General features: G+C 61.6%; 17 protein-coding genes, 1 tRNA gene and 1 pseudogene. 14 read left to right on the top strand and 5 right to left on the bottom strand.

Annotated features, from left to right (window positions below):
• Positions 1–269 precede the first annotated feature (269 nt).
• The 4 genes from CEJ45_RS18455 (at position 270) to CEJ45_RS24950 (ending at position 3,300) form a co-directional block, all read left to right on the top strand.
• A complete protein-coding gene (locus tag CEJ45_RS18455) occupies positions 270–1,922 on the top strand; it encodes a methyl-accepting chemotaxis protein (RefSeq protein WP_088756492.1) in 1,653 nt (550 codons plus the stop codon).
• Positions 1,923–2,106: 184 nt separating this feature from the next.
• Positions 2,107–2,316: a protamine P1 domain containing protein gene (locus CEJ45_RS18460; protein WP_088756493.1), complete on the top strand. Its 210-nt coding sequence runs from the start codon at positions 2,107–2,109 to the stop codon at positions 2,314–2,316.
• A gap of 82 nt (positions 2,317–2,398) precedes the next feature.
• The gene (locus CEJ45_RS18465) at positions 2,399–3,025 is read left to right on the top strand and encodes a trimeric intracellular cation channel family protein (RefSeq protein WP_088756494.1); all 627 of its coding nucleotides are present in this window, start codon (positions 2,399–2,401) and stop codon (positions 3,023–3,025) included.
• A gap of 122 nt (positions 3,026–3,147) precedes the next feature.
• Positions 3,148–3,300 carry a hypothetical protein gene (locus tag CEJ45_RS24950; RefSeq protein WP_167386314.1) on the top strand — a complete coding sequence of 51 codons (153 nt, stop codon included), beginning with the start codon at positions 3,148–3,150 and terminating at the stop codon, positions 3,298–3,300.
• Positions 3,301–3,403: 103 nt separating this feature from the next.
• Here CEJ45_RS24950 and CEJ45_RS18470 read toward each other — a convergent pair.
• A pseudogene (locus CEJ45_RS18470) lies at positions 3,404–3,592 on the bottom strand (TRAP transporter substrate-binding protein); the annotation flags it as partial.
• 14 nt (positions 3,593–3,606) lie between these two features.
• On the opposite strand from CEJ45_RS18470, the gene CEJ45_RS25300 reads away from it, so the two are divergent.
• Together CEJ45_RS25300 and CEJ45_RS24840 are read left to right on the top strand one after the other, a co-directional pair.
• On the top strand, positions 3,607–3,729 hold the full coding sequence (locus tag CEJ45_RS25300) for a hypothetical protein (RefSeq protein WP_277622431.1): 123 nt from the start codon (positions 3,607–3,609) through the stop codon (positions 3,727–3,729).
• Between the two features lie 88 nt (positions 3,730–3,817).
• Entirely contained in the window at positions 3,818–3,988 is a 171-nt protein-coding gene (locus CEJ45_RS24840; RefSeq protein ID WP_158214929.1) for a hypothetical protein, read from the top strand.
• 265 nt (positions 3,989–4,253) lie between these two features.
• Here the strand turns inward: CEJ45_RS24840 and CEJ45_RS18475 are convergent, their stop codons facing one another.
• Positions 4,254–4,463 carry a cold-shock protein gene (locus tag CEJ45_RS18475; protein WP_088756495.1) on the bottom strand — a complete coding sequence of 70 codons (210 nt, stop codon included), beginning with the start codon at positions 4,461–4,463 and terminating at the stop codon, positions 4,254–4,256.
• A gap of 477 nt (positions 4,464–4,940) precedes the next feature.
• On the opposite strand from CEJ45_RS18475, the gene CEJ45_RS18480 reads away from it, so the two are divergent.
• A complete protein-coding gene (locus CEJ45_RS18480) occupies positions 4,941–7,868 on the top strand; it encodes an HD domain-containing phosphohydrolase (RefSeq protein ID WP_088756496.1) in 2,928 nt (975 codons plus the stop codon).
• Positions 7,869–7,902: 34 nt separating this feature from the next.
• Here CEJ45_RS18480 and CEJ45_RS18485 read toward each other — a convergent pair whose 3' ends face one another.
• Positions 7,903–8,700: a thioredoxin domain-containing protein gene (locus tag CEJ45_RS18485; protein WP_088756497.1), complete on the bottom strand. Its 798-nt coding sequence runs from the start codon at positions 8,698–8,700 to the stop codon at positions 7,903–7,905.
• A 153-nt stretch (positions 8,701–8,853) separates the two neighbouring features.
• Between CEJ45_RS18485 and CEJ45_RS18490 the strand changes: the two genes are divergently transcribed.
• A complete protein-coding gene (locus tag CEJ45_RS18490) occupies positions 8,854–9,498 on the top strand; it encodes an alanyl-tRNA editing protein (protein ID WP_088756498.1) in 645 nt (214 codons plus the stop codon).
• A 35-nt stretch (positions 9,499–9,533) separates the two neighbouring features.
• On the opposite strand, the gene CEJ45_RS18495 is transcribed toward CEJ45_RS18490, so the two are convergent.
• Entirely contained in the window at positions 9,534–10,637 is a 1,104-nt protein-coding gene (locus tag CEJ45_RS18495; protein WP_158214930.1) for an SDR family oxidoreductase, read from the bottom strand.
• Between the two features lie 369 nt (positions 10,638–11,006).
• On the opposite strand from CEJ45_RS18495, the gene CEJ45_RS18505 reads away from it, so the two are divergent.
• From CEJ45_RS18505 to trmB, 6 genes are all read left to right on the top strand, one after another.
• Positions 11,007–11,684, top strand: a complete 678-nt coding sequence (locus tag CEJ45_RS18505) for a hypothetical protein (protein ID WP_141107022.1) — start codon at positions 11,007–11,009, stop codon at positions 11,682–11,684.
• 186 nt (positions 11,685–11,870) lie between these two features.
• Positions 11,871–12,650 (top strand): molybdate ABC transporter substrate-binding protein, encoded by a 780-nt coding sequence (locus CEJ45_RS18510; protein WP_241517375.1) that lies wholly within the window; start codon positions 11,871–11,873, stop codon positions 12,648–12,650.
• Positions 12,651–12,732: 82 nt separating this feature from the next.
• A complete protein-coding gene (locus CEJ45_RS24955; protein ID WP_167386315.1) occupies positions 12,733–12,900 on the top strand; it encodes a hypothetical protein in 168 nt (55 codons plus the stop codon).
• A 184-nt stretch (positions 12,901–13,084) separates the two neighbouring features.
• Positions 13,085–13,690: a hypothetical protein gene (locus CEJ45_RS24635; protein WP_141107023.1), complete on the top strand. Its 606-nt coding sequence runs from the start codon at positions 13,085–13,087 to the stop codon at positions 13,688–13,690.
• 79 nt (positions 13,691–13,769) lie between these two features.
• A tRNA-Gly gene (locus CEJ45_RS18515) sits at positions 13,770–13,843 on the top strand.
• Between the two features lie 81 nt (positions 13,844–13,924).
• Positions 13,925–14,644: a tRNA (guanosine(46)-N7)-methyltransferase TrmB gene (trmB, locus tag CEJ45_RS18520; RefSeq protein ID WP_187697708.1), complete on the top strand. Its 720-nt coding sequence runs from the start codon at positions 13,925–13,927 to the stop codon at positions 14,642–14,644.
• 207 nt (positions 14,645–14,851) lie between these two features.
• Here the strand turns inward: trmB and CEJ45_RS18525 are convergent, their stop codons facing one another.
• Complete coding sequence (locus tag CEJ45_RS18525; RefSeq protein WP_088756502.1) at positions 14,852–16,420, bottom strand: methyl-accepting chemotaxis protein; 1,569 nt, start codon at positions 16,418–16,420, stop codon at positions 14,852–14,854.
• Between the last annotated feature and the right edge of the window lie 194 nt (positions 16,421–16,614).

A 16,614-nucleotide genomic window follows, 5' to 3' on the forward strand; every position in this document is an offset into this window, starting at 1 on the left:
ATTGAAAGCGAAGTACAGCGTTTAGATTCTGGTCATCGTGGTTTCCGTGTCGCGCCGCCCAAGCCGGATACAGGCTCGCGTCGTGCATCTCCTGCGGAAATGCCATGGAACGCCATGACACCGACTCGCAATTGCACGCCAGGCTGCAAGCGGCCCGGCATGAAAACGGGGTCGCCACGCCCGGGGGACGAAGCGCGGCGGCTTTCTACAACAGAGGCAGGACCGTGACCTCGCAAGGTCAGCAACGGTCAGGGCAATGGGGGACCAGGATGCGCACGAATCTACCGATCACCACCACCGAACGGCTGCTGGAGGATGGCAAGTCCATCGTTTCCAAGACTGACCTGCAGGGCAACATCACCTACGTCAATCCTTACTTCGTGGAAATCAGCGGTTTCGACGAAGCCGAACTGATCGGGGCCCCGCAGAACATCGTGCGCCATCCCGAGATGCCGCGCGAGGCCTTCGCCGACATGTGGGCCACGCTGAAGGAAGGCCTGCCCTGGAACGGCCTGGTCAAGAACCGCTGCAAGAACGGCGACTACTACTGGGTCCAGGCCAACGTCACGCCGGTGCGCGAGAACGGCCGCGCGGTCGGCTACATGTCGGTGCGCACGCGCCCCTCGCGGGAACAGGTACAGGCGGCCGACAGCGCCTATCGCACCTTCGTCGCCGGGCAGGCGCGCGGCCTGCGCATCCGTCGCGGCGCAGTGGCGCGGACCGGCTTGATGGGCTGGCTGCAAGGCCTGCGCGATCTCCCGGTGGCCAAGCGGCTGGGGTGGATGATGAGTGCACTCACGCTCATGTTCATCCTCGGGGGGACGGTGGCCGGCAGTGCCGTGCAATCGGCCGGGGGCAGCCCCTATGCAGTATGGCTGGGCACCCTCGCTGGTGCCGCCCTGCTGCTGGGATCGTGGGCGGTGCTGCATGCGAGCATCGTGGCGCCCTTGCAGCGTGCCATCAAGTCCGTCCATGGCCTGGCCGGCGGCGACCTTGACCTGCATATCGATACCAATGCGCGCGGTGACATGGGCTTGCTGCTGCAAGCCCTGCAGCAACTGAACGTGAACCTGCGCGCCATCATCGGCGACGTGCGCCGCAACGTCGAATCGATGACCATCTCCACCGGCGAGATCGCCAGCGGCAACATGGACCTGTCCGGCCGCACCGAATCGCAAGCCTCGGCGCTGGAAGAGACGGCCTCCAGCGTGGAGCAGTTCGCTGCCACCGTACGCCAGAATGCCGACTCGGCGGCCAACGCCGACCGCCAGGCGCAATCGGCCTCGGCCATCGCGCAACGCGGTAGCCAGTCGGTCAAGCGCATGGGCAAGACCATGGAAGAAATCGATGCAGCTTCGCACAAGATCGTGGACATCATCGGGCTGATCGACGGCATCTCCTTCCAGACCAACATCCTGGCGCTCAACGCCGCGGTGGAAGCCGCGCGTGCCGGCGAGCAGGGACGCGGCTTTGCCGTGGTGGCCTCGGAAGTGCGTACGCTGGCCCAACGCTCGGCGGCTGCCGCCAAGGACATCAAGGGCCTCATCGACGACTCGCGTGCGAAAGTCGAGAGCGGCAACCAGCTGGTGCGGGAAACCGCACAAGCCATGGGCGACCTCGGTGGCGCGGTGGAAAACATGGCGGTGACCATGGCCGAAATCACGGTCGCCAGCAACGAGCAGAGCGGCGGCATCGAACAGTTGAACCAGGCCGTCAACGCCATCGACGAAACCACCCAGCAGAATGCGGCGCTGGTGGAACAGGCCGCCGCCGCTGCCGAGAACCTGCGCGACCAGTCGATCAAACTGAGCCAGGCCATGTCGGTGTTCAAGATCACCCATGGCGGCCCGCGCTCGCCTGCTTCGGCCACAGCGATCAGCGCCACACACCAGAAGGAAACAGCGCTGGCATTGGCCCGGTAAGAAGGTGCGGCGTGGCCGCCCATATGTGCGCCTACACCGCTTTACAAGGCATTGCATTTCTTTACCCGTTGCGCAGGTGCCAGCATCTTTGCACGGGTGGCGCGCTTGCCTATGATGAACTCCTGTCCGCATCCTCCTCAGCAGAGGGGGATGCCGGCTGCCTACCACTACAAGGGAGTTTCACATGAGCGTGTCTTCGGTCTCCTCCGGCAACAGCAGCTTCTACAACACCATCATCCAGCCGATCAAGAACGTGGCCTCCGAAGTCGGTGACGAAATTGAAAGCGCCTACGACACCACGGTCGATGCCGTTTCCTCGGCCGCGCACTCGGTGGCCGACAGCGTGAGTTCGGGCGTGAAGGCCATCGGCAACATCATCGATACCACAGCCTGACCTGGTGTGCCGCAGCATGGTGTCGGGTACGCGCCATGCAATAATCCGGGCTTCGCCACTACCGCCCAGCCCGGACCCTGCCATGCTGCTGCATACCATCTACCTCATCGCCATCTGCGCCGAAGCCATTTCGGGCGCGCTCATGGGCATCCGCAAGGACATGGATATTTTCGGCATCTGCCTCATCGGGACGGTGGCGGCACTGGGTGGCGGAACCGTGCGCGACATCCTGATCGGCCACTATCCGCTGGGCTGGGTAGCCCATCCGGAATATCTGGCCTTCACCATCTGCGCGGCCATCGTCGCAGCGGTGGCCGCGCGTGCCCTGCATCATTTCAAGTCTGCATTCCTGGTGGTCGATGCGCTGGGCTTGGTGGCCTTTACCATTATCGGCTGCGACATCGCGCGCAGCTTCGACAACTTCCATCCGGCCATCGTGGTGATGCTGGGCATGGTCACCGGCGTTTTCGGTGGACTGCTGCGCGATGTGCTCTGCAACGAGATTCCGCTGGTCCTGCGGCGTGAAATCTATGCCAGCGTGTCCCTGCTGACGGGCACGATGTACGTCCTGATCCTGCACTGGCAGATCGATGGCCGTATCGCCACGCTCGCTTCGCTGCTGCTGGGCTTTGCGGTGCGCCTGCTGGCGATCCGCTTCCATTGGGAGTTGCCGCGCATGGACAAGGAGCGCGTGCGCGGATTTGACTGAGTCCAAGGCGCGCGTGCGGCAGCAACACTTTTTGTTGCAATTGCCTGACTGCGCTTGGCAGGCTGGCGTAGTTCAATGCTGCCTCAGTGCATCTCTTTCCATTTCTTTGCATGAGGTTGACCATGAAACGACTGACCACGCTGCTGGCCGCAGCACTTCTGCTGACCATGCTGGGTGGCTGTGTCTGCGCACCCTGGTTCTGCGGACCGGGACCGGGCGGTGGCGGCGCGCGCGGGGGCTGGGGCGACGGCGGACATGGTGGTGGTCCGCGCTGATCTTTTACCCTGTAGCACACGCAATAGGCCGGAGCAAAACTTGCTCCGGCCTTTTCTGTTTTGCGCATTCGATGTTGCGCCAGCGCTGTGGCGTCCGAGCGCGTCAGCCCAGCGCACCGACGCTGGCCTCGAGCAGCTTCCAGGCCTCCTCGCCGAACTTGGCGCGCATGTCGTTGTAGAAGTTGGCCTGGGCCAGCGCCTGCTTGAAGGAATCCTTGTCGGCATCGACGATCTGCAAACCCTTGCCGGCCAGGTCATTGCGGGCCATGCCGGAGAAACTGGCGATGTCGGCGTGGCTTCGTCGGCATGGCGGGCTTCGGTGTATCGGGACCAGCTGATGTGCTGTACCGGCATTTCGGCATCACGCCGGAGGCGGTGGTGGCGCAGGCTTTACGCCTGCTGAATGGCGCGCAGGTGCAAGCGGACTAAATCATTTATATCGTTTAGCCGGTTCCAGAACGCAAAAAGCCCATCTGAAACCAGATGGGCCGTTCATTGATTAACGCTTGATTCCCTCATGACCCTGGCGATCTGCCAGGTGCTGCAAGAGTGTCCCGCCCGGCCTATCTGGCCGGTGCTGGACTCAATCGTTCGTGTTGTGGTCCGGAAGCCGCCGTTGGTGCGGGCCGGTGTCACGCTCTACGAGCGATTAATTAACTATTTGCTACACGGCTTGCGCCGTGACTGACGCGTCCCTGCCGTCAAAGTTCACCTGCCCGCGCTATCTGCACGGCCACAGCTGAGTCTCTGGCAGGGGCGGCGCCCTGCGCTGTCCCTTCCTTCGGAACCGGCCCTCCCTGGCTATCTGCCAGGTGAGAGCCTGCGAAAAAATCGCGCCGACATGAAAGGACTGCGGAGTCTGCCGGCCTGGCCCCTGGAGCGTATGGAATTCCGGAGGCGTTCAGGCGCGGGCAGCGAGGATGTTCTGCTTCGCTTGCGCGAATATCGCGGTCTTAGATGACCTTGATGTTGGTGGCCTTTTCACCCTTGGGGCCGACACCGCGGTCGAAGGACACGCGCTGGTTTTCCGACAGGCTGCGGAAGCCGTTGGACTGGATGTCCTGGAAGTGCGCGAAGACGTCGGCGCCGCCGGCATCAGGAGTGATGAAGCCGAAGCCCTTGGCATCGTTGAACCATTTGACTACGCCGGTTTGACTGCTCATGTTTGTTTCCTTTGGAAAGTTTGGACGAATGAAGGCACATGCCTGGAAGGCACTTGAAACCAAGAACTGAAACCGAAGGAAAGAAAACAGAACGACCGAGGAGGGAACGACAGTCAGGCGGAATTGGAACCAACAAGAATACAACTTGATGCAAGTACAGCGCTTATTGTACACCACTTGCCACACAATGCCTGCATCTATTGACAAATGTGTGGTTTTTCCGTTGCCATCACCGCGCAGCCCGCCCTGCTGGCGGGCCACGCGTTGTCTTGCCAGGCAGCACCAGGGCTGGCCACGCACGCATGCACCCAACTGACCGACAGCCGGCCAATCTACTTGACCGGTTTTTGCCGGTCCCACGTAATTCCGGTATATTGGCTCGAACAAAAAAGAGGCCGCGTCCCGTTGTGCGCCGTGGTAGGCGGCGCCGGTGGCATCGCGGGTCCTGTTGCAGGTCACCCGGTCGCAGCGAGCCCAATGCCCCTTCCCGAACGCCCTTTGTTTGATCCGTCCGACGACGACGCCAACGTACCTGGCTTGCCGGTACGCTTCGGCATTTCCGGCCTGGTGATGGCCGGCATGATCCTGCTGGCGGCGGTGCTGGTGTCGGTCGGCTGGTGGGGTGCACGCCAGGTGCTGCTGGACATGGCCGAGCGCTCGGCCGAAGACGCCGGCCGCATCATGACCGAGCGGTCACGCCGCATCATCGATCCTGCCGTGGCCACCCTGCGCCAGCTGGCCTTCGATCCCATCACGCAAGCGACCGGCCTCGATGACCGCCTTGCGCGCATCGCTGCCTTCTCCGTCGACATGGTCGCCAATCCGCTGGTGTCGGCCGTCTATGTGGGCTATCCCAATGGCGACTTCCTGCTGGTGCGTTCGCTGCGCGGCGCCGAGCAGCGCGACTTCTTCACTGCTCCGGCCAATGCCGCCTTCCTGGTACAAAGCATCCTGCGCGATGGTGCCGGTGCGCAGCACGGCCAATACCGGTTCTACGACGGCGAACTGAAGCTGCTGTCCCGGCGCGACGAACCGGGCTACCGCTTCGATCCGCGTACCCGCCCCTGGTATGCCACGGCGGACCGTTCGCTGGTGCCTGCGATTTCTGCGCCCTATGTCTTCTTCACCACGCGCCAGATCGGCATCAGCCTCTCGCAGCGCGCCCGCAACAGCGATGCCGTGGTGGCCATCGACATGACGCTCGATGACCTCGCGGCCAGCCTGGGCAACCTGCGCCTGACGCCGCACAGCGAACTGGCGCTGGTGGACGAGCAGCGCAAGGTCATCGCCTACAGCGACATGGCGCGCGTGCTGGAGCAGGACGGGGAGAGCTTCCGCTTCCGCAGCCTGGATGAGCTGGATGTGCCGAGCCTGTCGCAATTGTCCGAGCGTGCGCGCACCGGCGAATCGAGCGCGCTCTACAGCGTGGACGGGCGCGAATGGCTGGGCTTGTCCCTGCCCTTCAACGTCATCGACGGCCATGCCCTCAAGCTCCTCATCGCCGCGCCTGGCGACGAACTGCTGGGCCAGCTCGACCGCAACCGCAAGACCATGGTGCTGGTGGCCTTGTTGCTGGTGCTGGCCTTCCTGCCGCTGGGCTGGTGGGCCGGGCGCGCCATCGGTCGCAGCATGGAGCGCCTGGCGCTGCAGGCCGGCCGCATGTCGCGCTTTGATTTCCGCACCCAGCGCCGGGGCCGCAGCACGCTGCGCGAAGTCAACATGCTCACCGACATGGTCGATCATGTCAGCCTGACGGTGGAAGCCTTCCTCGACATCAGCGCCATCCTGAGTACCGAAACCCATGTCGAGGAAATGCTGCAGCAAGTGCTGGAAAAATTCGTGCAGGCCACGCGCTGCGATGGCGGCGCGGTCTACCTGTGGCAGCGCGAACAGCGCGTGATGCAGCGCGCGGCGGCTTACGGCCAGCAGTGCGGCCTGGCCGACACCATGCCCTATGACGAACAGGGCAGCACCACCGATGCCGCGCGCGATACCGAAGACGGCCGCCTGCGCGTGGAACTGGACCTGCGCGGGCGCAACGGTTCGCTGGAGGGTGTGCTGGTGCTGATGCATGCGCATGACAGCGCGCACGAGGATCCACGCTTCCTCGCCTTTGCACGGCGGCTCTCGGGCATGCTGGCCGTGGCCATCGAAACGCGCCAGCTGATCGCCGCGCAGAAGGCGCTGCTGGAATCCCTGATCCGGTTGATGGCCGACGCCATCGATGCCAAGAGTCCTTATACCGGCGGCCATTGCGAGCGCGTACCGCACCTGGCCATCATGCTGGTGGAAAGCCTGGCGCAGGAGCGCGCGGGGCCCTATGCGGACTTCACCCTGAACGAAGACGAGCGCTATGCCTTCCAATTGGCCGCGCTGCTGCATGACTGCGGCAAGGTCACCAGCCCCGAGCACATCGTCGACAAGGCCACCAAGCTCGAAGTGATCCATAACCGCATCCATGAAGTACGCATGCGCTTTGAAGTGCTGTGGCGCGACGCCGAACTGGAGCTGCTGCGTGACTTGCACATCAGCTTGCCGCCTGAGCAGGCGGAGCACCTGCGTGCCCGCCTGGAAGCCCGCCGCCACCAGCTGCGTGAGGACTTCGCATTCGTTGCACAATGCAATGTCGGTGGCGAAGCGATGTCGGACGAAGCCATCGCCCGCCTGCGCCAGATCGCCACGCAGACCTGGCAGCGTCACTTCGATGACAGCCTGGGCCTGGCCGATGAAGAAAGCCGGCGCCTGCAGGCTGCCCGTGCCGGGGAGCCCGACATGACGCTGCCGCACACCGAACAGTTGCTGGCCGACCGCCCGGAACACAAGGTCGCCTGGGACGATGAGCATCGCCCTGCGGTCGAACGCGGGGACCCGCGCAATGTGCTGGGCTTCGACATGCAGTTGCCGCAATACCGGCAGAACATGGGGGAGCTGCACAACCTGACCGTGCGGCGCGGCACGCTGACCGAGGAAGACCGCTTCGCCATCAACAATCACATCGTGCAAACCCTGGTGATGTTGAAGCGACTGCCGTGGCCGGAGTCGCTCAAGAGCGTGCCCGACACCGCCGCCAATCACCACGAGAAAATGGATGGCACCGGCTATCCGCGCCGCCTGCGCGCATCGGAGCTGCCCGTGCAGGACAGGGTGATGGCTCTGGCCGATGTGTTCGAGGCGCTCACCGCAGCAGACCGGCCGTACAAGCCGGCCAAGACCTTGTCGGAATCACTGCGCATCATGGCCAGGATGTGCCGCGAGCAGCACCTGGATACCGAACTGTTCCGCTACTTCCTGCGCAGTGGCTTGTGGCGGACTTATGCGGACGAACTGCTGCGGCCGGCGCAGCGCGATGAGGTGGACACTGTGGCGATTGAAGCGTTGCTGGACGACAGGCCGCAGACGGCATGAAGACATTCAAGAAGGCTGCAGCCTCGGGAAGAACTCACAACCACAAATGACTGGCCCCCATGGGTTCACCGGCCAGTTCGGCCACCACAGACGCCAGGCGCAGGGTGCTGTCCTGGTCGAAGCCCTTCAAACGCACCATCCGGAATCCCAGGGCCATGCTGTATTGCCAGTCCAGTTCCAGGATACGATAGCTGCGACCGGATCGTTCGTCCTGCCATTGCACTGCAGGGTCTTCCCAGGAAGCGCTAAGAAAATCGACATGCGAACCAAAGGGGTGCATCTCCTTCAACGGCTCCTTGCTGCCCGGCACTCGGGGGATTTCCAGGTTCTCACCCACACGCACCATGGGATTGACACCATCGCAGGCTTCCAGGCACAGGCTGAATCTGTGCCTCTCGCGTTTGTACTCGGACATGCAGTCGGCACTCAGCAGCGCCAGTGTCGCCGGACCGAAGCTATACATGGGACTAGACCATGTGACTGCTTTTTCCTCGTACGGGTCTTTGATAACGATGCCATGCTCGGCCAGCAGCGCCACGGTCTCGGCCATAGTCAGATCATCAGGCGCAGGGAAATCTGCAGGCAGGTCGCCCGATTCCACATAGCAACGCAAGACATCGCCCGTGGTGCGAATATTCTCCTTCCATTGAAATCCGCAGTCGAGTGCTCTGCATAAAAGATGAAGCAATTCCTGCAGCGCAGGACCGGGCACGCCCTCGCCGCGCGGCGGAATGATGAAGCCCTGCGCGAGCAGCATATGCTCCAACGCAGGCCAGTCTGGCTGCGCCAGATGCGCCTGCAGCGGGAAGATATAATCTTCGTGCAACGACATGGGGAGGTCTCCTTTGTTAGGCTGTCCGAGGATGCAACAGCCTGTAGACTGGGGACCGCGCGCCGGGTTCAGCGGAGGGGACCTTACCGACGTCGCATCTCCACAAATTATTTCGCTTCGTCCTGTCCTGTTTTCTCCTGTTATCGGCACATCATGACGCACAAAAATTTCTGGTCCGCGCCCTACCAGACCGAACTCGACACCATCATCACCGCCGTCGACGGCGACCAGGTGCAGGTGGCACAGACCATCTTCTTCGCTTTCTCCGGCGGCCAGGAGAGCGACGCCGGCACACTCGGTGGTCATCCCGTTCTGCAGGCGGAGAAGCGCGACCAGACCATCGTCTACACGCTACCCGCAGGGCATGGCCTGCAGGTTGGTGATGCCGTCCACCTGCAGATCGACTGGGCCCGCCGCTATCGCCTGATGCGCCTGCACTTCGCCGCCGAGATGGTATTGCAGCTGGTCTACCAGATGCGGCCGGGGATCGAACGCATCGGCGCACATATCGCCATCGACAAGGCGCGCGTGGACTTCGCCAGCGACACCAGCCTGGCGCCCCTCTTCCCGGCCATCGAAGCAGCGGCGCAGGAGCTGGTGGCTGCGGGCTTGCCTATCGTCACCGCGTTCAGCGATGAGGCCGCCGGGCGGCGTTATTGGGAAGTGGAAGGATTTGCGCGCATGGCCTGCGGCGGTACGCACCCTCGCACGACGGCCGAGGTGGGAGCGCTGCGGCTCAAACGCAAGAACACGGGACGCGGCAAGGAGCGCATCGAGATCCTGCTTGATGCGCCCTGAACCTTGCCTGCAATGCGATGACCTGAATCCCTAGCTCAGGTCTTGTAGTCGTACTTCATCTGCTGCGCGATGAGGATGTCCTTGCTGGTGCGTTCGCACAGGGTCACGTAATCGGTGAGCGGCTGGGGCGGAGGCATGCCTTCCTCGATCAGGCGCGCATTGTCGAACAGCACTTCTTCCGCCGCAAAATAGCCATACGCACGGATCGCCTTCAAGACGATGCGCTTGTTGCAGGGACCGATGAGGTCCTTGAAGCGGTCCTGCATCTGCAGGAAGCTTTCGTAATGGGTCTGGCGATAACGGGACATCGGGCGCTCACCGCTACCCACGCTGATGGCTTCATCGATCTGGCCGAACGTGCAGGAATGGCTCGGGCCGGAAGAGATGTTGTAGGCCGAGTATTTGAGCGTCGATTTATCCAGCAGCAGGTGCAATGCCTCGGCGCAATAGTCCACCGGAATCACGTCGATCTTCTGATCCAGTTCGCAGGGGAAAGCCTGCAGGGCGCGCGCCAGGCGGAATACCCAGTAGATGCTGCCGGAGGCGGCACATCCCAGCTCGGTATGGCCGACCACGATGGAGGGGCGCGCCACGACCAGCGGCAGCTCCGGCAATTCGGTGCGCAGGCGCTGTTCGGCCTCGTACTTGCTGGCGGTGTAATCGAGGTAGTGCTCGACATCATCACCGGGGGAATAATCTTCCGACACCGGGCGTGGCGCATTGCGGCCGCACGACATGCCGGTGCCGATCTGGATGAAGCGGCGCAGCTTGCGCCCGCGACAGAGGCCGTGCGCCATGGCAAGCACGCCATCGACGTTGGTGGGGAAGATGGAGCGATGGGTGCCGAAAGAAGCCAGGGCGGCCGAGTTCACCACATCGTTGACCTGCAGCAAGCGTGGATCATCGATCCAGCGCTCCACACCGGTGAGGTCGCCGCAGATGATCTGGTCCGGCGAGAGGCGCGCCAGGTCCTGCTCGCTCACGCCGTGCAGGCGCAGGTTGGACGCCAGGCGCGTGCGGCCCTCGTCGCGATTGGCCGAACGCACCAGGAACAGCGAGCGCTCCCAGCGCGGCGTATTGATGAGACGAGCGGCCAGCGCTCCCCCGATGAATCCGGTACTGCCGGTGAGCAACAACATAGACGATGAGAGTTCCAAAGAATTCGGAGCGAAAACCGGCATGCCCCCATGCCGACCGGTATCGATGAGGCGGAGAGCCTCAGCCCATTCCATAAAAAAATGGGGCAAAAAATTATAAGTGAGGCGTGCGTGGAATTGAAGCAGTCCATATGGACTGGGCCCACGCAACGTCCGTTGGCCGCGGCCGGTAATTTACATCTTGCAGCGGCATTTCAGTCCAATCGGACTGGTTTCATTTGGGGATGCGCGCATTAGAATTTGGCCAATGCCTGTCTTGACTTCCCTGCCTGCATTTTCTGCCGCGATGTGGCGACGAGGAGCCTCTCCATGCCGCTGGTGCCCGCCCTTTTCCTTCCCAGGTCGTCTGCCATGAGCGAGCACGCCCATTTGCTACCTATCCACCGGGGTGTGCGGCTAGGGATGGCGGCCTGCCTGGCCGCAGCTGGCTTCAGCTTGCTGGCCATCACGTTGATGGCGCGTTCGCTGCCGACCTATGCCGCCTGCACGTCGGTGTTGACGGCGCTGCTGTGCGGCGGCTGCTTTGCGCACCTGCTGCTACGCGAGCGGCGCGGCCTGCCCGAGTCGCCACGTAAATCGGCGATGCTGGCGACATTGATCGTCTGCGTTTTCCTGGCGGGCCTGTCGGATGCGGGACTGGCCAAGGATCAAGGTGTGGATTCGCTGTCGATGGCGATGAGCGCCTTGCGCCATGGGGTGTTGCCGCTGGGTATATTTACTTACTGGCTGGTGTTCTGCGGACCCGTGATGCTGGTCTGGCGCACCGTGCTGCCCTTTGGACCGATGCTGGGGTGGCTGGGCTTTGCGGTGATGCAATCGACCCAGGCGCGGCAGCTGCGGTTTCCCTGGCGCGCGCCGGGCTGGCCAACGTGGAGCGACGCGGCGATGCTGGCGGGCTTGATGGTGGTGCTGTTTGCGGTGGGACTGCTGGTGTTGAAGGTGGTCAAGGCTTGCCTGGTGGATGCGGGCAGGCGGTCGCGGGCGTTTGGGGATTGGGATGAGGCAAAGGCATCTCGGTCGCTGCGTTGAACGCGGACGGTGATGAGGGCTAGACGGTCGTCGTTCTGTCGCCGCTAATCAATTCAAGGTGATTGTTTTTTACGCGCCCACTGGGCGCAAACGCAGCGTCTGCATGCGTCGTATAATCAGAGCCGACGTCCTTTCCGTTCTGCCGCCACATTCCCTTCCCCCTGTCTTCCATCGCCTGGAGTCAACGTGCGTGCGTCTCGTCTTTCGCTTTTCTTCGCTGCGAGCTTTTCGCTTATCTCCTCCCTTGTTGCCCTGCCCGCTTCTGCGGACGAACTCCGCGTGCTGGCCGCCGGCGCGATTGCGCCCATCGTGCGCACGGTAGCGGCCGATTTCGAACGGCGCAGCGGAATTCATGTGAAGGTCGACAATGCCACCGGTGGCGTGGTGGACAAACGGGTGCGATCCGGTGAAACGGTCGACGTGGTGGTGGCACCGGAAGGTGTCCTGCGCGGCTTGGGCAAGGACGGCTACCTGAACCTGACCAGCGAGCGCGCAATTGCGCGCGTGGGGATTGCGGTGGCGGTCAAGCAAGGCGCGCCCTCGCCTGCCATTGCCACCGTGGCGCAATTCAGGAAAGCGTTGCTGGACGCGCCTTCGGTGGCAATGATCGATCCGAAGGCGGGAGGGTCCAGCGGGATCTATCTGGAGAGATTGTTTGAACAACTTGGCATCGCAGCGCAGATGCATGCCAAGGAAGTGCTTGTGCCTGGCGGTCTGGTGGCGGAAAAACTGGTGGATGGAAGCGCCGTGCTGGCACTGCATCAGCAGAGCGAGATCCTGCAGGTCAAGGGTGCAAAGCTGGTGGGGCCGTTGCCGGCGGCCATTCAGAACTACACAGTGTATGTGGGGGCGGTGGACGCGCGGTCTTCGTCAGGAGCGGCCGGGCGGGCGTTTTTGACGCTGCTGGGCGAAGAGGAGGCGCGCCGGGCGATGGTGGAACATGGCTTGATGCCTGAGGCCCAGTGATGACAATATTCAACCGGGTATGTGCAATTTCCCCGGGAGCGGGATATTGCGAACAAACAGACCACAGCAGGAGCCAGGCATCATGAGCGAACGTCGCGTCCCTCCCGTCAGTCCGATTCGTGGCATCCAGCCGCTATCGGAGGTCAGCGTCAAGCGGACTTATTTTCGGCAACTGAATCAATGGCGCAAGATGTCCGAGAAATATGCAAAAGAGAGGAAAGCGCGGGAGGGCAAGGAGCAAGAAAAATAAGCTGAACCTGAATTCACCTCGGATCAACCGGCGGCGCCAGCAGCTGAATAGCAAGAGCCGCTGCCGAAGCTCCTCCTGATACCCCAAGGGGCTATTTGCCCGCGCAGTCCAATCCTGCGTTAAGTACGCGCTCTCACGTGCTCTAATACGTAGAAAATAGCTTCATGTATTAAAGGTGGAAACCATGTCTGAAGAGACTTCGAAAAATAGTCCAATAGCAGAACTTTATCTTGCATTACGTGGTGACATATTAGTTCTCATAGAAAAAGAAAAAGACTCAGCAGCGCAAATTAGCCAAAGTTATAGACGACATTTAATTCGGGCTGTCGCAGCATTTATTGAGGCTATGACTTATCAACTTCGCCAAGTTATCCTTCATTGCTTAGAACCGAATGCAAGATCGGAATTATTTTTTGCGCTAAAAGAGCAACAGATAGATATAGGAAACAACGGGATCATTCAAAGCAAGAGATTGAGGACAGGTTCAATCGCACTGATTAAATTTTCGTTACGAACGTTTGACGATCTTTTTGGTACAGACTTGTGCCCAGATTTTGACACAATTTTATTTAGAAACTTAGTTGACACATTCTCGGTAAGAGATCGATTAATGCATCCTAAAACGCTTGAGGATTTAGCGATTAGTGACGAAGAGTTTAATGCCGCGCTTGATGCATTTTCGCTTATTGAGACTGTGTTTGGAAATACAGTTAGTAAGAGCAATGAAATTATCGCCGCAAAGCTCAGAGCCATCATTTTGCAATTAGAGGAAAAAAATAAAAATGGTTAGAGCAAATATTAGTAGCACTCCAGCAAATTCCCAACATTGGAAAAACCACCCAGTTACCCGGTATAATCCCCACCCACACGCGGGTGTAGCTCAATGGTAGAGCAGAAGCTTCCCAAGCTTAAGACGAGGGTTCGATCCCCTTCACCCGCTCCAGATCGCTTCCCTGCGGCCCTGTTCGCCCGTCCCTGACCGGTGCGACTTTGCGGGCCGCACCTCAATTGCTTCGAGTCATCCATGTCTGAAAACAAATCCGGCAAGCCGCTGTTCTATGATCCCAGCGAGCGCCGCATCCGCAGTTTCGTCACCCGCGCCGGGCGTGTCTCGGTCGCGCAAGGACGCGCGCTGGAAGAACTGGGACCGCGCTTCCTGGTCCCCTACGACAAGGCCCCGCTGGACCTGGCCGCCACCTTCGCACGCCAGGCACCCACCATCCTCGAAATCGGCTTCGGCATGGGTGAAACCAGCGCCAAAATCTCGGCCCTCATGCCCGAGAAAAACTTCATCGGCGTCGAAGTCCATACCCCCGGCGTGGGCAGCTACCTCAAGCTGATCGGCGAGGGAAACCTGGAAAACGTGCGCATCATCCAGCATGATGCCGTCGAAGTGCTCACCAACATGATCGCCCCCGATTCCCTGGCTGGCGTGCACGTGTTCTTCCCCGATCCCTGGCACAAGGCGCGCCACAACAAGCGCCGCCTGATCCAGTCGCCCCTGGTGCAACTGATCAGCACGCGCCTGGCCCCCGGCGGCTACATCCATTGCGCCACCGACTGGGAAGAATATGCCATCCAGATGCTGGAAGTGCTGTCGGCCGAACCGACCCTGAAGAACACCGCAACCGATCCCTCCGGCTACGTGCCGCGTCCGGATTACCGCGATACCACCAAGTTCGAAAACCGTGGCCTGCGCCTCGGTCATGGTGTGTGGGACCTGGTGTTTGAAAAACGCGCCTGAGGATGCGCGTCGGATGCACGGATGATTCCCTCAATCGTGCATCCGTCGGGTGATGAGGGAAAGTGATCACATCCTGGAATCACCAAGGTGATGAACAAAAGCGATCACCTGAACTGATCACCCGTATCACCGATATCGCCCGTCTCACCGAAGGATCGCACCAGCGGCATGCCACGATGGCATGCCGTTTTCATTTGTGCCGTGGCCTCACTTGAGCTTGAATACAGCCACCGCCCGTGACAGCGATTCCGCCTGGAACTGCAGGCTCTCCGCCGCTGCAGCAGCTTCTTCCACCAGCGCGGCATTCTGCTGGGTGACGCTATCCATCTGCACCACCGCCTTGTTGACTTCATCGATGCCGGTACTCTGCTCGCGGTTGGCCACGTTGATGTCATCCATGATGGCCGCGACCTTCTGGATGGCGCCGATGATGTCTTCCATGGTGTTGCCGGCGCCATTGACCAGGGCCGAGCCGGCGTTGATCTTGCCGACCGAATCATCGATCAGTTCCTTGATCTCGCGTGCAGCCGTGGCGCTGCGCTGGGCCAGGCTGCGCACCTCCGAGGCCACCACCGCAAACCCGCGCCCCTGCTCGCCGGCGCGCGCGGCTTCCACTGCGGCATTGAGCGCGAGGATATTGGTCTGGAAGGCGATGCCGTCGATGACGCTGATGATCTCGACGATGCGATGCGAACTCTCCTCGATGGCCTGCATGGTCTGCACCACCGCACCAACCATGTCGCCCCCCTTGCGCGCCACGCCCGAGGCATGGTCGGCCAGTTGATGGGCCTGGTGCGTGTTCTCGGCGTTCTTCTGCACGGTGGAGGTGATCTCTTCCATCGAGGCGGCAGTCTCTTCGAGCGAACCGGCCTGCTCCTCCGTGCGCTCGGACAAGTCGCGGTTGCCGCTGGCGATCTCGGTAGCCGCGACCGTGATGGCACCGGTGCCGCTGCGCACTTCTGAGACGATGCCGGCCAGGTTGTCGTTCATCTCCTTCAATGAGTGTAGCAGTTGCGCCGTTTCGTCCTTGCCGCGAATGACGACCTCCGAGCGCAGGTCACCCGCCGCCACCGTCCGGGCAATCTGCACCGCTTCGCCCAGCGGGTGCACGATGCTGCGCACTAGGGTCCAGGTGATGGCCAGGCCCAGCAGCAGCGACAGGCCGATCGAGACCAGCAGCAGCAAACGCGCCTGCTGGTAGTCGGAAAGACTGTCAGCATTGATGGACTCGCGTGTCTTGCGGCTGTGCTCCAGCACGGCCACGACGATGTCATCGATCATCTTGGTCGGTACGCGATCCACGCCCTTGACCTGTTCATCCACCCGCGCTACCGAGGCGGGATCGTCGGAGGCGTAGAGCTTGAGGGCTTCAAGATAGCGATTGAGCAGCTCTGCATGGGCCTGCTGGGCCTTGCGTGCGGGCTCGGCCTCCATGCCGATGCGCGGCATCAGGGCTTCCAGGGTCTTGAGCTGCTTCTGGGTGGCGGCGCTTTCATCGATGAAGGCCTGGCGGTATCTGTTGAAGGCGGCGGGATCCTTGCCGCGCAGCAAGGTGTTCTTCCACTCCTGCACCTGGATCTTGAATTGCACCTGCGCACTGCGGGCGGCATCGACCGACTGCTCGATGAGGGCCCCCGTTTCCATGCCGTGCGCCCCCTGGCCGTAGACTTCCCCGACCACCATCACGCCACGTATGCCGACAAAGGCGATGGCCGCCAGCAGCAGTGCCGACAGCATGCCCAGGCGCACGCCTATCTTCAGATCATTGAGTTTCATATCGCCCCCCGGCTCACCTTCGTTGGTGTTGAACCCGATTCCCCGTCGTTGATGATATCGCCAAGCGGGGTCAGCAAATCGGGGAAGAGGCCGGTAAAAGTGCCGTATGAAGGAATTTGCGTTACGGCAGCAACGTCGGCCGCAAAAGCCCGCCCGGCGCTGCACAGCGCTGGTGCGGATGGCGGAGGGAATGA

This window comes from Herbaspirillum aquaticum (assembly GCF_002213425.1).
GTDB classification, from domain to species: domain Bacteria; phylum Pseudomonadota; class Gammaproteobacteria; order Burkholderiales; family Burkholderiaceae_D; genus Herbaspirillum; species Herbaspirillum aquaticum.

Excerpts from the sequence above, each read along its gene's own strand:
- CEJ45_RS18475 (WP_088756495.1), bottom strand. The coding sequence starts at position 4,463 with ATGAGCAGTCAAACCGGCGTAGTCAAATGGTTCAACGATGCCAAGGGC.
- CEJ45_RS24635 (WP_141107023.1), top strand. The coding sequence starts at position 13,085 with ATGTCTGAAGAGACTTCGAAAAATAGTCCAATAGCAGAACTTTATCTT.
- CEJ45_RS24840 (WP_158214929.1), top strand. The coding sequence starts at position 3,818 with ATGACCCTGGCGATCTGCCAGGTGCTGCAAGAGTGTCCCGCCCGGCCT.
- CEJ45_RS18495 (WP_158214930.1), bottom strand. The coding sequence starts at position 10,637 with ATGTTGTTGCTCACCGGCAGTACCGGATTCATCGGGGGAGCGCTGGCC.
- CEJ45_RS18455 (WP_088756492.1), top strand. The coding sequence starts at position 270 with ATGCGCACGAATCTACCGATCACCACCACCGAACGGCTGCTGGAGGAT.
- CEJ45_RS24955 (WP_167386315.1), top strand. The coding sequence starts at position 12,733 with ATGAGCGAACGTCGCGTCCCTCCCGTCAGTCCGATTCGTGGCATCCAG.
- CEJ45_RS25300 (WP_277622431.1), top strand. The coding sequence starts at position 3,607 with ATGGCGGGCTTCGGTGTATCGGGACCAGCTGATGTGCTGTACCGGCAT.
- trmB (WP_187697708.1), top strand. The coding sequence starts at position 13,925 with ATGTCTGAAAACAAATCCGGCAAGCCGCTGTTCTATGATCCCAGCGAG.
- CEJ45_RS24950 (WP_167386314.1), top strand. The coding sequence starts at position 3,148 with ATGAAACGACTGACCACGCTGCTGGCCGCAGCACTTCTGCTGACCATG.
- CEJ45_RS18485 (WP_088756497.1), bottom strand. The coding sequence starts at position 8,700 with ATGTCGTTGCACGAAGATTATATCTTCCCGCTGCAGGCGCATCTGGCG.
- CEJ45_RS18480 (WP_088756496.1), top strand. The coding sequence starts at position 4,941 with ATGCCCCTTCCCGAACGCCCTTTGTTTGATCCGTCCGACGACGACGCC.
- CEJ45_RS18525 (WP_088756502.1), bottom strand. The coding sequence starts at position 16,420 with ATGAAACTCAATGATCTGAAGATAGGCGTGCGCCTGGGCATGCTGTCG.
- CEJ45_RS18505 (WP_141107022.1), top strand. The coding sequence starts at position 11,007 with ATGAGCGAGCACGCCCATTTGCTACCTATCCACCGGGGTGTGCGGCTA.
- CEJ45_RS18465 (WP_088756494.1), top strand. The coding sequence starts at position 2,399 with ATGCTGCTGCATACCATCTACCTCATCGCCATCTGCGCCGAAGCCATT.
- CEJ45_RS18460 (WP_088756493.1), top strand. The coding sequence starts at position 2,107 with ATGAGCGTGTCTTCGGTCTCCTCCGGCAACAGCAGCTTCTACAACACC.
- CEJ45_RS18490 (WP_088756498.1), top strand. The coding sequence starts at position 8,854 with ATGACGCACAAAAATTTCTGGTCCGCGCCCTACCAGACCGAACTCGAC.